General features: G+C 54.5%; 16 protein-coding genes. 5 read left to right on the top strand and 11 right to left on the bottom strand.

From position 1 onward, the window contains the following. Positions 1–10: 10 nt before the first annotated feature. The gene (locus JTA15_RS04290) at positions 11–1,240 is read right to left on the bottom strand and encodes an EAL and HDOD domain-containing protein (RefSeq protein ID WP_049023821.1); all 1,230 of its coding nucleotides are present in this window, start codon (positions 1,238–1,240) and stop codon (positions 11–13) included. A 237-nt stretch (positions 1,241–1,477) separates the two neighbouring features. Between JTA15_RS04290 and JTA15_RS04285 the strand changes: the two genes are divergently transcribed. After that, positions 1,478–3,409 carry a methyl-accepting chemotaxis protein gene (locus tag JTA15_RS04285; RefSeq protein WP_163304188.1) on the top strand — a complete coding sequence of 644 codons (1,932 nt, stop codon included), beginning with the start codon at positions 1,478–1,480 and terminating at the stop codon, positions 3,407–3,409. Positions 3,410–3,455: 46 nt separating this feature from the next. On the opposite strand, the gene cobB is transcribed toward JTA15_RS04285, so the two are convergent. The 5 genes from cobB to lolC are packed head-to-tail and all read right to left on the bottom strand — an operon-like array spanning position 3,456 to position 8,395. Then, complete coding sequence (gene cobB / locus JTA15_RS04280) at positions 3,456–4,277, bottom strand: Sir2 family NAD+-dependent deacetylase (RefSeq protein ID WP_014169599.1); 822 nt, start codon at positions 4,275–4,277, stop codon at positions 3,456–3,458. A 14-nt stretch (positions 4,278–4,291) separates the two neighbouring features. After that, a complete protein-coding gene (gene nagK, locus JTA15_RS04275) occupies positions 4,292–5,203 on the bottom strand; it encodes an N-acetylglucosamine kinase (protein WP_025204444.1) in 912 nt (303 codons plus the stop codon). Positions 5,204–5,257: 54 nt separating this feature from the next. Further along, complete coding sequence (gene lolE, locus JTA15_RS04270; RefSeq protein ID WP_014169597.1) at positions 5,258–6,502, bottom strand: lipoprotein-releasing ABC transporter permease subunit LolE; 1,245 nt, start codon at positions 6,500–6,502, stop codon at positions 5,258–5,260. After that, entirely contained in the window at positions 6,502–7,203 is a 702-nt protein-coding gene (gene lolD, locus JTA15_RS04265) for a lipoprotein-releasing ABC transporter ATP-binding protein LolD (protein ID WP_020884656.1), read from the bottom strand. The genes lolE and lolD overlap by 1 nt, the downstream gene beginning before the upstream one ends. Continuing rightward, positions 7,196–8,395 carry a lipoprotein-releasing ABC transporter permease subunit LolC gene (gene lolC / locus JTA15_RS04260; protein ID WP_025204446.1) on the bottom strand — a complete coding sequence of 400 codons (1,200 nt, stop codon included), beginning with the start codon at positions 8,393–8,395 and terminating at the stop codon, positions 7,196–7,198. Before lolC ends, lolD begins: the two co-directional genes overlap by 8 nt. Before the next feature lie 256 nt (positions 8,396–8,651). On the opposite strand from lolC, the gene JTA15_RS04255 reads away from it, so the two are divergent. The 3 genes from JTA15_RS04255 to JTA15_RS04245 all read left to right on the top strand — a co-directional run bounded on the left by JTA15_RS04255 (position 8,652) and on the right by JTA15_RS04245 (position 14,436). Continuing rightward, positions 8,652–9,725, top strand: a complete 1,074-nt coding sequence (locus JTA15_RS04255; protein ID WP_219372896.1) for an acyltransferase family protein — start codon at positions 8,652–8,654, stop codon at positions 9,723–9,725. A 148-nt stretch (positions 9,726–9,873) separates the two neighbouring features. Continuing rightward, entirely contained in the window at positions 9,874–13,320 is a 3,447-nt protein-coding gene (mfd, locus tag JTA15_RS04250; RefSeq protein WP_025204447.1) for a transcription-repair coupling factor, read from the top strand. Between the two features lie 150 nt (positions 13,321–13,470). Beyond that, complete coding sequence (locus tag JTA15_RS04245) at positions 13,471–14,436, top strand: L,D-transpeptidase family protein (RefSeq protein ID WP_044858705.1); 966 nt, start codon at positions 13,471–13,473, stop codon at positions 14,434–14,436. A 79-nt stretch (positions 14,437–14,515) separates the two neighbouring features. Here the strand turns inward: JTA15_RS04245 and bhsA are convergent, their stop codons facing one another. Then, positions 14,516–14,773, bottom strand: coding sequence for a multiple stress resistance protein BhsA (gene bhsA / locus JTA15_RS04240; RefSeq protein WP_013097102.1), 258 nt, complete (start codon positions 14,771–14,773; stop codon positions 14,516–14,518). A 244-nt stretch (positions 14,774–15,017) separates the two neighbouring features. Here bhsA and comR point away from each other — a divergent pair, with 244 nt between their 5' ends. Next, positions 15,018–15,653: a TetR family copper-responsive transcriptional repressor ComR gene (gene comR, locus JTA15_RS04235; RefSeq protein ID WP_014169591.1), complete on the top strand. Its 636-nt coding sequence runs from the start codon at positions 15,018–15,020 to the stop codon at positions 15,651–15,653. Between the two features lie 60 nt (positions 15,654–15,713). Here the strand turns inward: comR and JTA15_RS04230 are convergent, their stop codons facing one another. The 4 genes from JTA15_RS04230 to nagZ all read right to left on the bottom strand — a co-directional run bounded on the left by JTA15_RS04230 (position 15,714) and on the right by nagZ (position 19,591). Continuing rightward, entirely contained in the window at positions 15,714–16,253 is a 540-nt protein-coding gene (locus JTA15_RS04230; protein ID WP_008500779.1) for a glycine zipper 2TM domain-containing protein, read from the bottom strand. Positions 16,254–16,445: 192 nt separating this feature from the next. Next, positions 16,446–17,750 (bottom strand): NAD(P)/FAD-dependent oxidoreductase, encoded by a 1,305-nt coding sequence (locus JTA15_RS04225; protein WP_025204449.1) that lies wholly within the window; start codon positions 17,748–17,750, stop codon positions 16,446–16,448. Between the two features lie 238 nt (positions 17,751–17,988). Beyond that, positions 17,989–18,531, bottom strand: a complete 543-nt coding sequence (ycfP, locus tag JTA15_RS04220; protein ID WP_013097106.1) for an alpha/beta hydrolase YcfP — start codon at positions 18,529–18,531, stop codon at positions 17,989–17,991. A 34-nt stretch (positions 18,532–18,565) separates the two neighbouring features. Continuing rightward, positions 18,566–19,591 carry a beta-N-acetylhexosaminidase gene (nagZ, locus tag JTA15_RS04215; RefSeq protein ID WP_020884661.1) on the bottom strand — a complete coding sequence of 342 codons (1,026 nt, stop codon included), beginning with the start codon at positions 19,589–19,591 and terminating at the stop codon, positions 18,566–18,568. Between the last annotated feature and the right edge of the window lie 8 nt (positions 19,592–19,599).

Genomic DNA, 19,599 nt, shown 5'->3' with positions numbered 1-19,599 from the left:
TGAGGAACGATTAACTGACGGCGTTCTCCCCGGCCCAGATCGTGGCCTTCCTCATCGCCTCTACGATGTCTTCCTCTGCCAGCCCCAGCGCGTGACTTATTCTGCTTGCCTCATCCCACTGCTGCTGCTCGTAGTAATGGCAGAGGCGAACCATGTCCGCTAACTGCCCTTCCTGATGGCACAACGCATTACTCACGCTCTGCGGGACAGCAATTTGCGTCATCAGCTCTGCCATCGGCAGCTCAAGCAGGGTATCAAGCAGTGAGAACAGACCGCACATGAACGCATTCTCAGCCAGCATCGGCTCGTTCAGTTTCTCGGCAATCAGTTCACAGAATTTCCCGCGCATCATACTCATCGGGTAAAGCTCGGTGACGGTGTCGTTGGCTGCACTTGCCAGCACTACAACGGCTACAAACCTTCTGAGCTGATTTTCTCCAAGATACCTCAGCACTTCACTCAGGGTTAACTTGCTGAAATTACAGGCCCCCATGTGTTTAAAAGCGGTGTGCTTCATATAGCGCATGATTTTATAGGACAGCGTGAGGTCGCTTTTGATTAACGCCTCGATGATTCGAAAGTCAGGTTTATTGCGTCCTACTTCCATTTGCAGACGGAAAATTGCAAGCTGATTTTGCGATAGCCGTTTATATTTAATCACCTCCGGACGACAGAAAAAATATCCCTGAAAAAGAGAAAATCCGGCATCGCTGTATTGTTTGAATTCCTCTTTAGTCTCAATTTTTTCAGCCAGATATTTAATATGCCCGGTCAGGCTTTTACGCTCACTCAGGTAATTTTGAATTTGCGCTAAGGTGTAATTCTGGACATCGAATTTGATGATGGAAATATAGGGCAAGAAAACATCCCATTCCGGTGCGAGAGTGAAATCATCGAGCGCAAAGCAGTACCCGTGCTCATACATTTCTCTCACGGCCTGCAAAAGCGCCTCACCCGGGTCAGCATCTTCCAGGATCTCAATGACCACGTTGTTTTTGTCCAGCGCCTCAGCGCTGCGGTCGATAATCATCCGGGAAGGAAAATTGATAAACGACGTATGTTCCCCGGCGATGCGCTGGGACGGCACGGATAAGAACTGGTCTGATATCATTCTGGATGTGGCATATTCCGCCGACACATCCGGGAAACGGTTGGTCATTCCGTCTCTGAAAAGCAGCTCATAGGCCACGGTATTCATATCGAGGTTAAAAATGGGTTGTCTCGCGATAAATCCATACATATCCCATCCTCCTGAACGTCTTTATATTTATTAGCATCCCCTATCTGCACAACGATAACGAGCATTATCGAACACTAATTTGATTGAATGCACAAAATAAAAGCATCCACACTAATTAACGGGAATTAGCGATCAAAAATTTAAATTAAATATACCCGGTGCTCTACAGAAACATGGCGAAATATCCGATAAGTGATCTGTGCCTGCCCGACATGCACGTCATTACGGGAGTTGAGAATGAAAGACGCCATGGTCCGAAAACAAAAAATAAGAGTCAAGACGTTGATGCTATTGTCCATTTTCCTCACCGTGACGGTGGGCTTTACGGCAACGATCGGTTTTATGATGTGGCAGTGGATGGATCAGCAAGAAGTGCTGGCTAAAAAACACATCCGTCAGATTGCTGAAGTGCAGTCGTTGCAGGTCAGTAAACAGATGGATTCCGCCCTGGCGGCCGCGCGTGATATGGGAAATAGCGCTCAGGCACTGCGCGACGCGGGCATCGCTGATCGACAGGGACTCAACCAGCTGCTAATCCATTATCTCTCAGCGCACCCTCAATTTCTTTCAATGTCGATGGCCTTTGAACCTGATGCCTTCGATGGCAACGATGCCACCTTTGCCGGTCAGAGCGGTGAAGATCCCGCCGGACGTTACGCCCGCTACGTTGACCGCGACGCCACAGGCAAACCGGCATTACATCTGCTGACGGACATCGAAACGCCCGGCAGCGGCGATTATTATCTGCTGCCGAAGCAACGGCAAAAAGATGTCATCATCGAACCCTATATTTATCCCTACAATGGGGTGGACGTAATGCTCACCTCGATTGCCGCCCCCATCATGCGTGAGGGTCAGTTCCTGGGGTCCGTCACGTCGGATTTCTCACTCGCCACCCTGCAATCGATGATCGGGGCGATTAAACCGTGGAACGGTACAGGCTACGCCCTGCTTCTGTCGGCGGGCAACAGCGTGGTTTCCAGCCCGGATAAACGTGCCGCAGGCAAGCCTTACACCGGAACTGTCACAGGGGATGAGGTGATACGCACAAACGATCCTCAACTGAAGGAAGAGGCGTTTATCACCTGGCAGGCGATTACCATCGGCAACAGTCAGACGCCCTGGAAGCTGGCTATCGTCACCCCGGTCAGCGAAGTGATGGCCGAGGCAAGACAATTTTTACTGAAAGCCATCCTCCTGATGGTGTTAAGCATTGTGGTTGTCAGCCTGGTCATGGCGCAAATCTTTACCCGTAAAGTGGACCGCCCGGTGGGGGGCGAACCGTCAGATGCCGCCGGGATCGCGCTGGCCGTGGCCGGAGGCGACCTGAACAACGCTATCCCGGTGCGTCCCGGGGATACCAGCAGTATTTTTTACGCCCTACACACCATGCAGATGCAGCTCAAGCGCATCGTGGGTAACATCAGCGAAGCCAGCCACTCCGTTCACGGTGGCACCAGTGAAATTTCGGCAGGCAATCTCGATCTGGCCTCACGCACCGAAGAACAGGCAGCGGCGATTGTCGAAACCGCGGCCAGCATGGAAGAGATTTCGGTCACGGTGAAAAATAACGCCGACAATGCGCACAAAGCTACCACCCTTACCGATCGCGCCGCGACCCTTGCCGGACATGGCGAGACGCTGGTCAACGATGTCGTGGTGGTGATCGGGGAAATTGACGAAAGCGCCCGTAAGATTGGAGAGATCAACAGCATTGTGGACGGTATCGCCTTCCAGACCAATATTCTGGCGCTGAATGCCGCCGTAGAAGCGGCGCGCGCGGGCGAACAGGGGCGCGGTTTTGCAGTGGTGGCGGGTGAAGTTCGCAACCTTGCCCAGCGAAGCGCCAACGCGGCAAAAGAGATCTCCCAGCTGATAGCCGAGTCTTCAGGCCGTGTCAGCAAAGGCGTTGAGCTGGTCAATGAAACCGGCGTCATGATGAAGCAGGTCATTGAGGCCGTGTCGCATGTGCATCTGGTGATTAACGATATTGTTCAGGCTCTGGATGAGCAGAATCGGGGAATTAGCCAGGTCAGCATTGCCGTCAATCAGATGGACAGCACGACCCAGCAGAACGCGTCCCTGGTACAACAGATCTCGGCAGCGGCCCTGTCGCTGGACGAACAGGCGAAATCGCTGGAGAAAACGCTGGCGTACTTTACGCCATAAACAAAAAAGGCACCCGCAGGACGGGTGCCTTTTCAGGCTATCGCGATTACAGCCCTTTCAGGAGCTTATCGACAAACTCCGGTACGACGGTACTGGCCAGGCCATAGTGCTTCTCTTCGAACTCGCTGCCCACCTGGCTCGGCTCAAGATTCAGCTCAACCGTATGCGCACCGTGCAGCCGCGCTTCGTGAACAAAGCCGGCCGCCGGATAGACATGGCCAGACGTGCCAATGGCGATAAAGACATCCGCCATGGCCAGCGCGCTGTAAATGTCATCCATACCAAGCGGCATTTCACCAAACCAGACCACATGCGGGCGCAGGCGCGACGGAAACTGGCAGCAGTGGCACTTATCTTCAGGCAGCACGTCCTCTTTCCAGTCCAGCACCTGACCGCTCCAGGCGCAGCGAACTTTCAGCAGTTCACCGTGCATATGGATGATGTTTTTGTTACCGGCCCGTTCATGCAGATTGTCGATATTCTGCGTAACCAGCAAAAAACGATCGCCAAGCGCCTCTTCCAGCTTCGCCAGCGCCAGATGCGCCGGGTTAGGCACAACCTCTGGCTGCTGCAGCTGACGACGGCGGGCGTTATAAAACGCCTGCACAAGATCCGGATCGCGGGCAAAGCCTTCCGGCGTCGCCACATCCTCAACACGGTGCTCTTCCCATAACCCGTCCGCAGCGCGGAAAGTACGAATACCTGACTCTGCGGAGATCCCCGCCCCGGTCAGCACCACCACTCTGGGTTTATCCATCGCTTCTGGCATCATTCTGTCTCTGAAAAAGATCCGCTGGCGCAAGCGCTCACGTAAGCGGCGTTTATTTTTGCGAAAACGGCTGAGTCGACCTAAGCGACGCGACAGCATAAAAACCTCGTAAACTAATCGGTGAGATGAAGGAATGCGGCTCCGCGCATCCCTCCTGCGTCCCCGTGTCGCGCACGTTCAATACGCGGCACGCGGGCAACCGGCAATAAATGTCGGGGCAAACGCCCGGACAGCTGTTCCGTTAACGCGCTAAAGTTTGAAAGCCCTCCCCCAATCACCAGCAGATCCGGGTCGACGATGGTGAGAATATTACCCAGACACACCGCCAGCAGATCCAGATAGCGCTCAACGTGCTCTCGCGCCTGCGCATCCCCCTGCTCCCACAAGGTAATGATTTGAGGGGCTTCAAGTTTCTGATGATAGAAGTGTTCGTAAAGCCATGCAAACCCACGTCCGGAGAGGTAGTTCTCAATACATCCATGCTGACCGCAACCGCAGCGGGTCAGCGGGAAGTCGCGGCCGACTACCGCCAGGGCATCAACCGGCAGGCGGATATGGCCGAACTCTCCCGTAATGTAACTGCGCCCGGTAATCGGCTTACCGTTGATGACGATCCCTCCCCCTACGCCCGTGCCGAGGATCAGACCCATCACCAGCGGATAGCGCTGAAACTCATCGTCCCAGGCTTCGGAGAGCGCAAAACAGTTGGCATCATTATCTAAACGCACGTCGCGTTCAAGCAGAGCGGAGAGATCGGCGCGCAGCGGTTTACCGCTGGCAGCAGGAACGTTGGCCGCATACAGCGTACCATCGTCAGTTTCGGGCATTCCCGGAATACCAATGCCGACGCTGCCTTTCACGCCAAAACGTGAATCAGCTTGCGCCACCAGCGCGGCAATGGCAGTTAAAAATTCATCATAGCTTTCGCGTGGTGTGGGAACGCGGGTTTCCCACTGCAGTTTGAGGTTTTTATCAAACACGCCCAGCGCAATTTTGGTGCCGCCAATATCAAATCCATAATACATCACGCATTCCTCTTTTTGATTTGGCGGCCTGACGACCGCTAAATCATGACGTAATTACTGGCCACTTAGTACCCTCGCCGGATCAATTCGGCTTGCGCGACGCGCCGGATACCAGCTTGCCAGCAGACTCAGTAAAAGTGCCGTTACCAGCACATAAAAAACGTCCAGCCAGTGCAATTCAGACGGCAGGAAGTCAATAAAATAGATATCACCTGACAGGAACTGGTGGCCAATAAGCGCCTCGATGCCATTGATAATTGGCGTCAGCTGCAGAGAAACCACCACGCCAATCACCACGCCACAGAGGCTCCCGAACAGTCCAGCCAGCAGACCGTACCAGACAAAGATGGCGCGAATAAGACCGTCTTTTGCCCCCAGGGTACGCAGGACGGCGATGTCGCCGCTCTTGTCTTTGACCGCCATCACCAGCGTCGAAACGATATTAAAACACGCGACCCCAATCACCAGCACCATCGCCAGATACATAATGGCGCGGATCATCTGGATATCACGGTACATATAACCGTAAGTGCCAATCCAGCTTTTGATGTAGACATAGTTATTGGTCACGCTGCCGGCATCACGCACCAGCTTATTGGCGTTGAAGACGTCGTTGACCTTAATGGCAATCCCCGTCACGCTGTCGGCCATGTCGAGATACTGGCGCGCATCTTCCATCGGCACCATCGCAAAGCTGTGATCGAGCTGGCCGCTTAACTGAAGAATACCGGTGACGTGCAGGCGTACACGTTTAGGCTGCTGCAGCTTGTGGTCGGCACTGGCGTTCGGGATCATGATAGAGACCCAGTCGCCCTGCTTAACCTTCAGGGCCTCGGCAACGCCTTTGCCCATAATAATTTGCTGTTCACCGGCCTTGAAGTTTGCCCACGCGCCGTTTTGCACATATTTTGGCAGCGCGCTGAGGCGCTCTTCCTGCACCGGGTTCACCCCTTTTACCTGAATGGCACGCAGGTTAACGCCGCTCTCGACCAGCCCGGTAAAGTTAATGTAAGGCGCGGCCGCCACGATGCCTGGCACTTTTTCGATTTTGCTCAGGGCATCGCTCCAGTGCGTCCACGGCTGATTCACCGGTTCGATTTCACCGTGCGGGACCACCGCCAGGATGCGGTTGTTCAGTTCACGCTCAAAGCCGTTCATGGCGCTAAGGCCCACGATCAGCACCGCCACCCCCAGCGCAATACCGATGGTGGAGATCACCGAGATCAGTGACACCATGCCGCCGCGACGACGTCCGCGGCTAAAACGCAACCCTATGAGTAACGATAACGGTGAAGCCATTACTCCGCCCCCATCAGGGTTAGTTCTGGGTTCAGATGACCGTCGCGCATCTCAAGCTGACGTCCCATCCGTTTTGCCAGCTGGAGATCGTGGGTTACCACCAGAAACGCGGTTCCCTGCGAGGCATTCAACTCACCCAGCAGCTGGAAAATACTGTCCGCGTTGCGGGCGTCCAGGTTACCCGTTGGCTCATCCGCCAGTACCAGGCGCGGATTGTTGACCAGCGCACGCGCAATGGCCACACGCTGGCGTTCACCGCCGGAAAGTTCAGAAGGACGATGGTTACCGCGATGCCCAAGCCCAACCGCTTTCAGCATATCGCTGGCGCGGGTGTTAATTTCTGCGGGTTTCTTTTTACCAATCAGCAGCGGCATCGCCACGTTTTCCAGCGCCGTGAAATCCGGCAGCAGGTGGTGGAACTGGTAGATAAAGCCCAGCTCGCGGTTACGCAGCTCCGCTTTTGCCGCAGATGACATTTTGCTCATTGGCTGGCCGGAGAAAATCACGTCACCGCTGGTGGGTGTATCCAGCCCACCGAGCAGGTGTAATAACGTACTTTTCCCGGAGCCGGAACTGCCCACAATCGCCATCATCTCACCTTCGCCCACGCTGAAGCTCACATTGTGCAACACGTCAGTCTGCACAGTGCCTTCCTGATAGCGTTTGGACAGGTTGTCGCATTGCAACAGGATCTTATTCATAACGTAAAGCCTCAGCGGGTTGAGTGGCGGCAGCGCGCCAGGAAGGATAAAGCGTAGAAAGCAGCGCAATGGCCATCGCAGCCAGCGCAATTCCAATCACCTGTAACGGTTCGATAGCCACGGGCAGCGCCGCACCATCAAGCAGAGCGCCGATGATCGGCATTAAATTGTTAAGCTGGCTGGCGAGCAGCGCCCCCAGCACCGCACCGAGTAGCGCACCGATAATCCCGGCACTGGCACCCTGCACCATAAATACCGCCATGATCTGGCGCGGCGTTAGCCCCTGAGTCTGCAGAATAGCGACCTCACCCTGCTTTTCCATCACCATCAACCCCAGTGAGGTGATGATGTTGAAGGCCGCGACCGCCACGATCAGGCTCAGCAGCAGCCCCATCATATTTTTTTCCATCCGCACGGCCTGGAACAGCTCGCCCTTGCGTTCACGCCAGTCCTGCCATTTGGTCCCTTCCGGCAACGTTTGCTGGCTGAGGGTATCCACTTTTAGCGGGGCGTCGAGCCACAGGCGCCAGCCGGTGATATTCCCCGCCGGATAGCGCATCAGACGTGACGCGTCCTGAATATTCACCAGCATCTGATAACCATCGACTTCGCTGTTGGCGGCAAACGTGCCAACCACCGTGAATAAGCGCTGGCTTGGCAAACGTCCCATCGGCGTAAACTGACTGGCCGACGGTACCATTACGCGCAGCTGGTCGCCACGGTTGACGCCAAGCTGCCCGGCCAGTTGCTCGCCGAGGATCACGTTATATTTGCCAGCTTCCAGGTCGGTCTGCTTCACGTTCACGAGGAATGGCGTCAGTGGGTCGTTTTGCGCCGGGTCAATGCCCAGCATCACGCCGACCGCCACGCTACGGGCGCTTTGCAGCACCACATCGCCCGTGGTTAACGGCGCAACGCGCGTGACACCCTGTAACTTCGCCGCGCTTTCCGGGAGCTGTTGTGGGTTAACGGAACCGTTGGTTGAGGAGAGGATAGCCTGCGGCATCAGCCCCAGGATGTTGTTTTGCAGCTCGCGCTCAAAGCCGTTCATGACGGAAAGAACCGTCACCAGAGCCATTACGCCAAGCGTAATGCCAATAGTCGAAAGCCAGGAGACAAAGCGACCGAAGCGGTCCGCGGCGCGCCCACGCATATAACGTAAGCCTATGAAGAGTGCGACAGGTTGGTACATGAAATCCGTCTGTTTGCTGATAGCAGACCCACGAGTATATAAGCGAATCCCTTAAGCGTAAATGACTGAAACCGTAAGCTTTGGTAATCATTTTTCTGAAAAATTCAGATAAATCAGGGTACTACTCTCTGAAACCTCACTGTACAGCCTCCACCTTTTCCGAAAAACCTCCTGATACAGACTGTTACCCGTTACATCACGGTTTTGTTTAACAACAATTGTTCGTTCGTTTATGGCAAAAAGGTAGTCGCGAACAATGAAGCAAAAAGCATTATGGATTAACCAGATAAAAGGGCTGTGTATTTGCCTGGTGGTTATCTACCATTCAGTCATCACCTTTTATCCCCATCTCAATGGGTTACAACATCCGTTATCCGGTCTTCTCGCCAAATGTTGGGTCTATTTTAATCTCTATCTTGCTCCCTTCCGCATGCCGGTGTTTTTCTTCATTTCCGGCTATCTGATTCGACGTTACATCGATGAGGTGGACTGGCGTACCAGTCTCGATAAACGGATCTGGAGCATTGTCTGGGTACTGGCGCTGTGGGGCGTTCTGCAATGGCAGGCGCTGAGCCACCTTAACGCCTGGCTTGCTCCCGAGCGTGAACTGGCCACTTCCTCCAATGCGGCCTATGCCGATTCCCTTTCCGGGTTTGTGAAGGGAATGCTCACCGCCAGCACCAGTCTCTGGTATCTGTATGCCCTGGTGGTCTATTTCACGCTGTGTAAACTGCTGAGCCGCTGGAAGCTGCCGGTACTGGGGCTGCTGGCACTGGCGAGCGTCGCGACAAACTTCCTGCCGCTGCCGTGGTGGGGAATGAACAGCGTGGTGCGTAACATGATCTACTACAGCCTCGGCGCGTGGTATGGCGCTGAGCTGATGGCGTGGATGAAAGGGTTCAATCTGCGTCGCGCCTGGCTGGCGTTAGCCGCGTTCGCTGCCGTCTCTGTGGTGCTGTGGTTTGCTAACGTCCCGCTGCTGCTCTCCCTGCTGTCGATTGTGTTAATCATGAAGCTTTTCTACAGCATTGAGCAACGTTATGCCGTCCATCCTAATAATCTGCTTAACGTGATCGGTTCTAATACCATCGCGATTTATACCACCCATCGCATCCTGATTGAGGCCTTTAGCCTGTTCCTGATTGGTGAGATGAATGCCGCATACTGGCCGGTCTGGGCGGAGCTGACGTTGATTCTGGTCTACCCGTTTGCCAGCCTGTTGCTCTGCACCCTTGCCGGGCTTGGGGTGCGTAAGGTCTCCACCGCACTGTTTGGTGATGTGTTCTTCTCCCCGCCTTCCACGCTTTCTCCGTCATCGGCCAGCCGCTGATGCGCTTTTCGCCCCCTTTTGGGGGCGAATTTCCTCCCTGTGCGGTTCCGGTTTGATTATGTAAAACGATCGAGGATAATAAAGACATTGCGTATCAGTGATATGCCCCAATACTGTTGGTATATCCCCAAGAGACTCTGACATAGCCATGCCTGAACACTATCGATATTCCTTGCCTGTCAAAGCGGGCGATCAGCGCCAGCTGGGCGAACTTACTGGCGCGGCGTGCGCCACGCTGGTGGCAGAAATCGCTGAGCGACACCCGGGTCCGGTGGTACTGGTTGCCCCGGATATGCAAAATGCCCTGCGTCTGCATGATGAAATCCGCCAGTTCACTGACAATCTGGTGTTCAGTCTGGCCGACTGGGAAACGCTGCCGTATGACAGTTTCTCGCCGCACCAGGAGATTATCTCCTCTCGTCTGTCGACCCTGTATCAGTTACCGACGATGCAGCGCGGCGTGCTGATCGTCCCCGTAAACACCCTGATGCAGCGGGTCTGTCCGCACAGCTATCTTCATGGCCATGCGCTGGTGATGAAAAAAGGCCAGCGCCTGTCCCGGGACGCCCTGCGCGCGCAGCTCGACAGCGCCGGTTATCGCCATGTCGATCAGGTGATGGAGCACGGGGAATATGCCACGCGTGGTGCACTGCTCGATCTTTACCCGATGGGCAGCGACCAGCCGTATCGTCTGGATTTCTTCGATGATGAAATCGATAGCCTGCGCGTGTTCGACGCCGACACGCAGCGCACGCTGGAAGAAGTGGACTCCATCAATTTACTGCCCGCACATGAGTTCCCGACCGACAAAACCGCAATCGAGCTGTTCCGCAGCCAGTGGCGCGACAGATTCGACGTTAAACGCGATGCCGAACATATCTATCAGCAGGTCAGCAAAGGGACGCTGCCGGCGGGGATTGAATACTGGCAGCCGCTGTTCTTTAACGAGCCTCTGCCCGCGCTGTTCAGCTATTTCCCGGCCAATACGCTGATTGTTAACACCGGTGATATCGACGCCAGCGCCAGCCGTTTTGAGAGCGAAACTCGCGCCCGCTTTGAAAACCGGGGCGTGGACCCGATGCGTCCGCTGTTGCCACCGGAAGTGCTGTGGCTGCGCACTGATGAGCTGAACGCCGAGCTGAAACGCTGGCCGCGTATGCAGCTCAAAACCGATTCGCTCGCCGACAAGGCCGCCAATACCAACCTCGCCTTCCGCACGCTACCGGATTTATCCGTTCAGGCGCAGCAGAAGTCGCCGCTGGATAATCTGCGCAAGTTCCTCGAGTCCTTTACCGGGCCGGTCGTGTTCTCCGTTGAAAGCGAAGGCCGCCGGGAAGCGCTGGGTGAACTGCTGGGGCGGATCAAAATCGCGCCGAAACGTATTTTGCGCCTGAGTGAAGCCACCGGTAATGGCCGTTATCTGATGATTGGCTCCGCCGAGCACGGGTTTGTGGATACCCTCAACAATCTGGCGCTGATTTGCGAAAGCGACCTGCTGGGGGAACGCGTGGCGCGCCGCCGTCAGGACAGCCGTCGCACCATTAATCCGGACACGTTGATCCGTAACCTCGCCGAACTGCACCCCGGCCAGCCGATTGTTCACCTCGAGCACGGGGTGGGCCGTTATCAGGGCATGACGACGCTGGAAGCCGGTGGCATCAAGGGCGAATACCTGATGCTGACCTACGCCAATGACGCCAAACTCTATGTGCCGGTCTCCTCCCTGCATCTCATCAGCCGCTATGCCGGCGGTGCAGAAGATCATGCGCCATTACATAAACTGGGCGGCGACGCCTGGGCGCGCGCGCGGCAGAAAGCCGCGGAAAAAGTGCGTGATGTGGCGGCAGAACTGCTGGATATCTACGCCCAACGCGCGGCCAAAGAAGGCTTTGCCTTCAGGCATGATAAACAACAGTACCAGATGTTCTGCGATAGCTTCCCGTTTGAAACCACGCCGGATCAGGCCCAGGCCATTAATGCTGTGCTGAGCGACATGTGCCAGCCGCTGGCGATGGACAGGCTGGTTTGCGGCGATGTCGGCTTCGGCAAAACCGAAGTGGCGATGCGCGCCGCCTTCCTCGCGGTAGAAAACAACAAACAGGTCGCGGTGCTGGTGCCTACCACCCTGCTCGCCCAACAGCATTTTGACAACTTCCGCGACCGTTTCGCCAACTGGCCGGTTCGTATTGAGATGCTGTCGCGTTTTCGCAGTACCAAAGAGCAGACGCAGATTCTGGAACAGGCCAGCGAGGGTAAGATCGATATTCTGATCGGCACCCACAAGCTGCTGCAGAGTGATGTGAAGTGGAAAGATCTGGGGCTATTGATCGTCGATGAAGAACACCGCTTCGGGGTCCGTCATAAAGAGCGTATTAAAGCGATGCGTGCCGACGTCGATATCCTCACCCTGACCGCCACACCGATTCCGCGAACGCTGAATATGGCGATGAGCGGCATGCGCGACCTGTCGATTATCGCCACGCCGCCGGCACGTCGTCTGGCGGTAAAAACCTTTGTTCGTGAGTACGACAACCTGGTCGTCCGCGAGGCTATTCTGCGTGAAGTACTGCGCGGGGGTCAGGTCTATTATCTCTATAACGACGTGGAAAATATCCAGAAAGCGGCGGACAGGCTGGCCGAACTGGTGCCGGAAGCGCGCATCGCTATCGGTCACGGTCAAATGCGCGAGCGCGAGCTGGAGCGGGTGATGAACGATTTCCACCACCAGCGCTTTAACGTCCTGGTGTGTACCACCATCATTGAGACCGGGATCGATATTCCGACGGCCAATACCATCATTATTGAGCGCGCAGATCACTTTGGACTGGCGCAGCTTCACCAGCTGCGTGGCCGCGTTGGCCGCTCACACCATCAGGCCTACGCCTGGCTGCTGACCCCGCATCCGAAAGCGATGACCACCGATGCACAAAAACGTCTGGAGGCTATCGCGTCGCTGGAAGATCTGGGCGCGGGCTTCGCGCTGGCGACACACGACCTTGAGATCCGCGGTGCAGGTGAACTTCTGGGCGAAGACCAGAGCGGCTCGATGGAAACCATCGGCTTCTCGCTCTATATGGAGCTGCTGGAAAATGCGGTCGATGCCCTGAAGGCCGGACGTGAGCCATCGCTGGAAGATCTGACCAGCCAGCAAACTGAGGTGGAACTGCGCATGCCTTCCCTGCTACCGGATGATTTTATTCCGGATGTCAACACACGTCTGTCGTTCTACAAACGTATCGCCAGTGCGAAAAATGAAAACGAACTGGATGAAATTAAGGTAGAGCTGATCGATCGCTTTGGCCTGTTGCCGGATGCCGCGAGAAACCTGCTGGATATTGCGAGGCTGCGCCAGCAGGCACAGAAGCTGGGCATTCGTAAGCTCGAAGGCAATGAAAAAGGTGGCGTGATTGAATTTGCCGAGAAGAATCACGTTAATCCGATGTGGCTAATCGGTCTGCTCCAGAAACAGCCGCAGCATTTCCGTCTGGATGGTCCAACGCGTCTGAAATTTACGCAGGAGCTGACGGATCGTAAAAACCGGATGGAGTGGGTTCGTCACTTTATGCGTCAGCTGGAAGAGAACGCTGTTGCATAATTCCCCCTTCCCCCCGTTGGCGCAATGCTTACGGGGGGACAATTTACAAACTCTTTGCACTTCACCTGGATTTCCCGACATACCCATTCGCCATAATTATCGTTAACGCCTTATAAAACAATAACCTTATTATTTATATGGATTATGGTGATGATGACCTCTTCGCGTTTTACCCGCTGGATAACCGTGTTTGCGCTGGCAGCAACGGTAGCTGTTGCGCTTCCTGCACGCGCAAATACCTGGCCTCTTCCCCCTGCTGGCAGCAAGGTCGTGGGCGAAAACCGTTTTCATGTGGTTGAAAATAATGGGGGATCGCTCGAAGCGATTGCCAAAAAATATAACGTAGGCTTTCTGGCTCTGCTGCAGGCTAACCCTGGCGTCGACCCCTATGTGCCACGCGCTGGCAGCGTCCTGACCATCCCGTTGCAGACCCTTCTCCCGGATGTAGCGCGCGAAGGGATCGTGATAAACCTTGCCGAGCTGCGTCTTTACTATTACCCGCCGGGTAAAAATGAAGTCACCGTTTATCCAATCGGTATTGGCCAGCTGGGCGGCGACACGCTGACCCCAACAATGGTCACCACCGTATCGGATAAACGTGCCAACCCAACCTGGACGCCAACGGCTAATATTCGTGCTCGCTATAAAGCACAGGGAATTGATTTGCCGGCTGTGGTGCCAGCGGGTCCGGAGAATCCGATGGGTCACCACGCGATCCGTCTTGCGGCCTATGGTGGCGTTTACCTTCTGCATGGAACAAATGCGGATTTCGGTATCGGGATGCGCGTCAGTTCCGGCTGTATTCGTCTGCGCGATGATGATATCAAGACGCTCTATAGCGTGATCACGCCTGGTACCCGAGTGAATATTATTAATACGCCCATTAAGGTTTCTGAGGAGCCGGGTGGCGTAAGACTGGTTGAAATTCACCAGCCGTTATCGAAAAACATTGGCGACGATCCGCAGACACTGCCAATTAATCTGAATGCCGCGATGGTGAGCTTTAAAACGAATGCCCGCACGGATGGCATCGTGATGGAGCGTGCGATGGAGGCGCGTTCCGGGATGCCCACCGATGTCACCCGGCATCAGGATGTCACCCAGCAGTCGATGTGATCCCCAATAAAAAAAGCCCTGCTGAGCAGGGCTTTTTTACAGTGGCATCGCAGTGGCATAAATGAGGGTTTAGCCAGGCTTATTTGTAGATAACAGCGGTGCCGTGCAGGGTGTTAGGACCGGTCACTGAGGTGATGCGGAAAGATTTTGCACCCATCTCGTCAGCTTTCTGCGCCAGCTGATCTTCCAGTGAGCCCAGGTTAGTCCCGGCAGAAGCAGAGATAGTCCCGACTTTATGCTGGTCAGCAGGGGTTGATTGCACTTCAACAGCAGCGAAGCTTGCGAAAGAAAGTGAACTCAGAACAGCAGCAGCGATGAGGGTTTTTACGTTTTTCATGATTTTTACCTTTGGGCAGATGATTTGGAGGTCGTTAGCTATTTAGTTAACGATCGATAGGTAAATCATAAATGTGATCCAGCTCACGCGTCAACATCTTTTTATAACGAACATTAATTAAATTTTAAATCCGTTATTTTTCATACCCATATGATTAATTTATTTTTCTCTCATCAGTGCTGGTGGTCACCCGCGATTATTTTTATAATGATTATTCAACAAACCAACAGAGGACCAACGGCAAATGACAACCGACGTGACGAGTTGCGCGAAGAAAAGCCGTGGCCGACCAAAAGTGTTCGACAGGGATGCAGCGCTTGATAAGGCCATGACTCTCTTCTGGCAACATGGGTATGAAGCGACCTCGCTTTCCGATCTGGTGGAAGCTACCGGTGCCAAAGCACCCACGCTGTATGCTGAATTCACCAATAAAGAGGGGCTGTTCCGGGCGGTGCTGGACAGATACATTTCGCGCTTTGCGGCGAAACACGAAGCCCAGCTGTTTTGTGAAGAGAAAAGCGTCGAACAGGCGCTACGGGACTACTTCACCACCGTCGCGACCTGCTTCACCAGTAAAGATACCCCAGCGGGCTGCTTTATGATTAACACCTCTGCCACCCTTGCGGCCTCCTCAAAAGAGATTGCCAACACGGTGAAATCGCGCCATGCCATGCAGGAAGAGACGCTAAGCGCGTTCCTGTCTCAGCGCCAACAACGAGGTGAAATTCCTGCGCATTGCAATCCACAGATGCTGGCGCAATACCTGAACTGTATTTTGCAGGGTATGTCGATAAGCGCCCGTGAAGGGGCTACGCTGGAAAAACTGCAAACCATTACCGCGACCACGCTGAAACTGTGGCCTGAACTGCTTAAAATCTGACGTAAAAAAAAAGCTCCTCAGCCTGAGCGCTTGAGGAGCTAAGTTCAGAGAACATCTTTTTTACACTTTGTTATTCAGTACCAGCTGGCCGTTTCCATCCAGCGGAATTTGAGTGCCCGGGTCTTTATCCATGCGGATCTTGCCCTGCTGATCGCCAATTTTGTACGTCACGTCGTAACCCAGCATTTTCTCCGACTTGTCATAGACGGTTTTGCAGCGCTGCTGAGTCGTCGTGTACGTGTCGTTATCCTGCATAGCGCCCTGCACCTGGTTACCGGCATAGCCGCCGCCCAGCGCGCCGACCACGGTCGCCACATCTTTACCACGACCACCACCAAACTGATGGCCAATCACACCACCGGCAACCGCACCCAGTACTGAACCGGCGATACGGTTTTCATCCTGTACCGGACGGCGATGGGTCACGGAGACGTTGCGGCACTCCTGACGAGGCGTTTTCACGGTTTCTTTAATCGGGGTAGCAGACACGACCTGTGCGTATTGTGGGCCGCGATCCAGTACGTTGAGACTGGCAACGGCAGCCACACCTAACGCAGCAGCGACGCCAATCCCTATACCCGCCAACATTGATTTATTCACGGGACTTCCTCCTTTGTTGCTATTGGTAACAATTTTGCAATGCAGGTCGCGCTTCGCCAATAAGACAAAGGATCAAAAAGTGGACGTGGAGGAGAGATATATCGTGTTTAGGAGAACTCTTAAGCACTCAATGTACGATGAGCAGCATGATATGCTAAAAATTCCCTCCGGAGGCCCCGGAGGGAGAGAATATTAGTGCAGCTTCAGGCGTGGTCGAATAACGCGGTTGATTCGTCCCACCAGCATCATCAGCCCGGTTTTGAAGTAACCGTGCAGGGCAATCTGGTGCATACGATAGAGCGAGATATAGACAAAGCGTGCAATACGCCCTTCCACCATCATGGAGCCGCGCATCAGGTTACCCATCAGGCTGCCGACGGTAGAGAAGTTCGAGAGCGATACCAGAGAACCATGGTCTTTATAGACATAGGCTTTCATCGGCTTACCTTTGTACTGCGCCAGAATATTGTGCAGTACCAGGCTTGCCATCTGGTGCGCTGCCTGAGCTCGCGGAGGCACAAAACCGCCCTCCGGACGCGCGCAGGAAGCACAGTCGCCGATGGCGAAAATGTCCGGATCGCGTGTGGTTTGCAGGGTCGGCTCGGTCACCAGCTGGTTAATACGGTTCGTTTCCAGCCCGCCAATCTCTTTCATAAAATCAGGCGCTTTGATGCCAGCAGCCCAGACCATCAGGTCTGCTTTGATGTACTCGCCATCTTTGGTATGCAGGCCGCCGTCGTCCGCGCTGGTCACCATGGTTTGGGTCAGAACCCGCACGCCCAGCTTGGTCAGTTCATTATGCGCCGCACCGGAAATGCGCGGAGGCAGCGCCGGCAGGATACGTTCACCCGCTTCAACCAGCGTCACGTTCAGCGCGTCATTGGTTAAGCCTTTATAGCCGTAGCTGTGCAGCTGTTTCACCGCGTTGTGCAGCTCAGCAGAAAGCTCGACGCCCGTCGCCCCCCCACCAACAATCGCGATATTAACCTTCCCGTTCGCACCCATATTGCTGGTGTACTTCAGGAACAGGTTCAGCATTTCCTGGTGGAAACGACGTGCCTGATGTGGGTTATCGAGGAAGATACAGTGCTCTTTTACACCTGGTGTGTTGAAGTCATTGGAGGTACTGCCCAGCGCCATGACCAGCGTGTCATACGGCAGTTTGCGCTCAGGAACCAGCAGTTCCCCTTTTTCATCGCGCAGCTCTGCCAGGGTAATGGTTTTGCTCTCACGATTGATATCCACCACGGAGCCCAGCTGGAACTGGAAATGGTGATTGCGCGCATGTGCCAGATAGCTCAACGCGTCCACGCCCTCATCCAGTGAACCGGTCGCCACTTCGTGCAACAGCGGTTTCCAGAGATGGCTATGGTTACGATCCACCAGCGTAATTTTGGCTTTTTTGCCGCGACCGAGCTTCTTGCCTAACTGTGTAGCCAGCTCCAGCCCGCCAGCACCACCGCCGACAATCACTATCTTTTTCAATGGCGTAGTCAACGTGACCCCCTCAAATTATTAACCAATTGTTAATTAAAAGTTATAAAAATAACCCTTAATTAACAACAGGTTACAGCACTGAAACCATTCAGGTGCATTGAGAATACCACGTCAGGCGCATTGGTCATACCAAAATTGATATGCATCAAGTTTTGATGGCTTAAAAGTAGACAATTCTGGACAAAAAGAAAGCCCGGCGCGCTTTCGCGGCCGGGCCTGGCAGGTCGTACGCAGTGGCTTAGCCCAGGGTTTTGAAGGCTTTGATCCGCTGCAAATGCGGGGAGATGTTCTTGAATTTGTGGGTCTGTTCTTCATCCCAGACAATTTCATAGTAATGATGCAGCAGCTCAGCCGCCCGGTGGCTGTTAAGGGCTTCATCATTACGCGACAAGATCACCAGACAACGGTCGCGGTTTTTCTCCCGAAAATTACTGACGCACTTGGTGGCAATATCGACATACTCTTCAGGGCGGTCAATTTTACCTTCCATGTTCTCATTCGGGAAAAGATTAGGATTGAACACCACCTGGCGGATATCGCACAGGAATCCAATCCGCTCTGCCCAGTAGCCACCTAATCCCACGCCACAAATCAGCGGACGGTCATCGATGTTGAGCTGCAACATCTTGTCCACCTCTTTGAGCAGGTGCTGCATATCATGCTTTGGATGGCGTGTGCTGTAACTGATCAGCCGGACATCCGGATCGATAAACTGCAGCTGCAGGACCTTCTCATGATTACCAGGACTGTTTGAGTCAAAACCGTGTAAATAGATGATCATTCTCTTCTCACCACGCTACGCCTTCCGGGAGGATTTACAGGCTGGCTTTATGTGCCTGCCAGCGTTCATTCAGGGCTTCAAGCTGCGCGTTGACCGTCTTCCAGCGCGCCGAGTCCATCAGCTCCTGACGGCTAAATGAACCTTTATGATACAATTGTGTAACACGCTGTGCATTGATCGGCGACAGGTTATCCAGCACGCTGACGGCACCTTTACGATTATTGCAGACGAGGATCATATCGCAACCTGCGTCCAGCGACGCCTGACCGCGCTCTGCGTAGCTGCCCATAATCGCCGCCCCTTCCATCGACAAATCGTCTGAGAAAATCACGCCATTAAACCCCAGCTCCTGACGCAAAACGGTTTTCAGCCAGTGCGCGGACCCGCTTGCAGGACGCGGGTCGACGTCGCTGTAAATCACGTGCGCTGGCATGATGGCGTCCAGCTTGTTATCGGTGATAAGGGAGCGGAACACCGACATATCTTTGGCACGAATGTCAGCTTCCGGACGCGGATCGCGCGGCGTTTCTTTGTGCGAGTCGGCGGTCACCGCACCGTGTCCCGGGAAATGTTTCCCGGTGGTTTTCATTCCCGCGTCGTGCATACCGTCAATGAAACAGCTCGCTATCGCCAGCGCAATACGCGGATCTTCATGGTATGAGCGTTCGCCAATGGCGGCGCTGATATGCCCCACGTCCAAAACCGGCGCAAAACTGATGTCGATATCCATGGCAATCATCTCGCTGGCCATCAGCCAGCCAGCCTCTTGCGCCAGTTTGCCACCCTCTTCCGTGCCCAGTAATGCCGCAAAAGATTGGGCGGCAGGCAGGCGAGTAAAGCCTTCGCGGAAACGCTGTACGCGTCCGCCTTCCTGATCGACGGCCACCACCAGATGATTGCGCGATGCAGCACGGATCTGGCGCACCAGTTCTCGCAACTGCGCCGGATCGTGATAGTTGCGGGTGAACAGGATCAAGCCTCCCACCAGCGGGTGCGCCAGTATTTCACGCTCCTCCGCATCCAGTTCAAACCCTTCTACATCCAACATGACTGGACCCACACCAACCT

This window comes from Enterobacter sp. BIDMC 29 (genome assembly GCF_019378755.1).
Classification (GTDB): Bacteria; Pseudomonadota; Gammaproteobacteria; order Enterobacterales; family Enterobacteriaceae; genus Enterobacter; species Enterobacter ludwigii.
Note: the sequence above shows the minus strand (reverse complement) of the source record. Positions and strands in the feature narration are given on the sequence as shown.

What these genes read in the sequence shown, in the direction of transcription:
- JTA15_RS04290 (WP_049023821.1), bottom strand. Translation starts at nt 1,240, where the DNA reads ATGTATGGATTTATCGCGAGACAACCCATTTTTAACCTCGATATGAAT.
- JTA15_RS04285 (WP_163304188.1), top strand. Translation starts at nt 1,478, where the DNA reads ATGAAAGACGCCATGGTCCGAAAACAAAAAATAAGAGTCAAGACGTTG.
- cobB (WP_014169599.1), bottom strand. Translation starts at nt 4,277, where the DNA reads ATGCTGTCGCGTCGCTTAGGTCGACTCAGCCGTTTTCGCAAAAATAAA.
- nagK (WP_025204444.1), bottom strand. Translation starts at nt 5,203, where the DNA reads ATGTATTATGGATTTGATATTGGCGGCACCAAAATTGCGCTGGGCGTG.
- lolE (WP_014169597.1), bottom strand. Translation starts at nt 6,502, where the DNA reads ATGGCTTCACCGTTATCGTTACTCATAGGGTTGCGTTTTAGCCGCGGA.
- lolD (WP_020884656.1), bottom strand. Translation starts at nt 7,203, where the DNA reads ATGAATAAGATCCTGTTGCAATGCGACAACCTGTCCAAACGCTATCAG.
- lolC (WP_025204446.1), bottom strand. Translation starts at nt 8,395, where the DNA reads ATGTACCAACCTGTCGCACTCTTCATAGGCTTACGTTATATGCGTGGG.
- JTA15_RS04255 (WP_219372896.1), top strand. Translation starts at nt 8,652, where the DNA reads ATGAAGCAAAAAGCATTATGGATTAACCAGATAAAAGGGCTGTGTATT.
- mfd (WP_025204447.1), top strand. Translation starts at nt 9,874, where the DNA reads ATGCCTGAACACTATCGATATTCCTTGCCTGTCAAAGCGGGCGATCAG.
- JTA15_RS04245 (WP_044858705.1), top strand. Translation starts at nt 13,471, where the DNA reads ATGATGACCTCTTCGCGTTTTACCCGCTGGATAACCGTGTTTGCGCTG.
- bhsA (WP_013097102.1), bottom strand. Translation starts at nt 14,773, where the DNA reads ATGAAAAACGTAAAAACCCTCATCGCTGCTGCTGTTCTGAGTTCACTT.
- comR (WP_014169591.1), top strand. Translation starts at nt 15,018, where the DNA reads ATGACAACCGACGTGACGAGTTGCGCGAAGAAAAGCCGTGGCCGACCA.
- ycfP (WP_013097106.1), bottom strand. Translation starts at nt 18,531, where the DNA reads ATGATCATCTATTTACACGGTTTTGACTCAAACAGTCCTGGTAATCAT.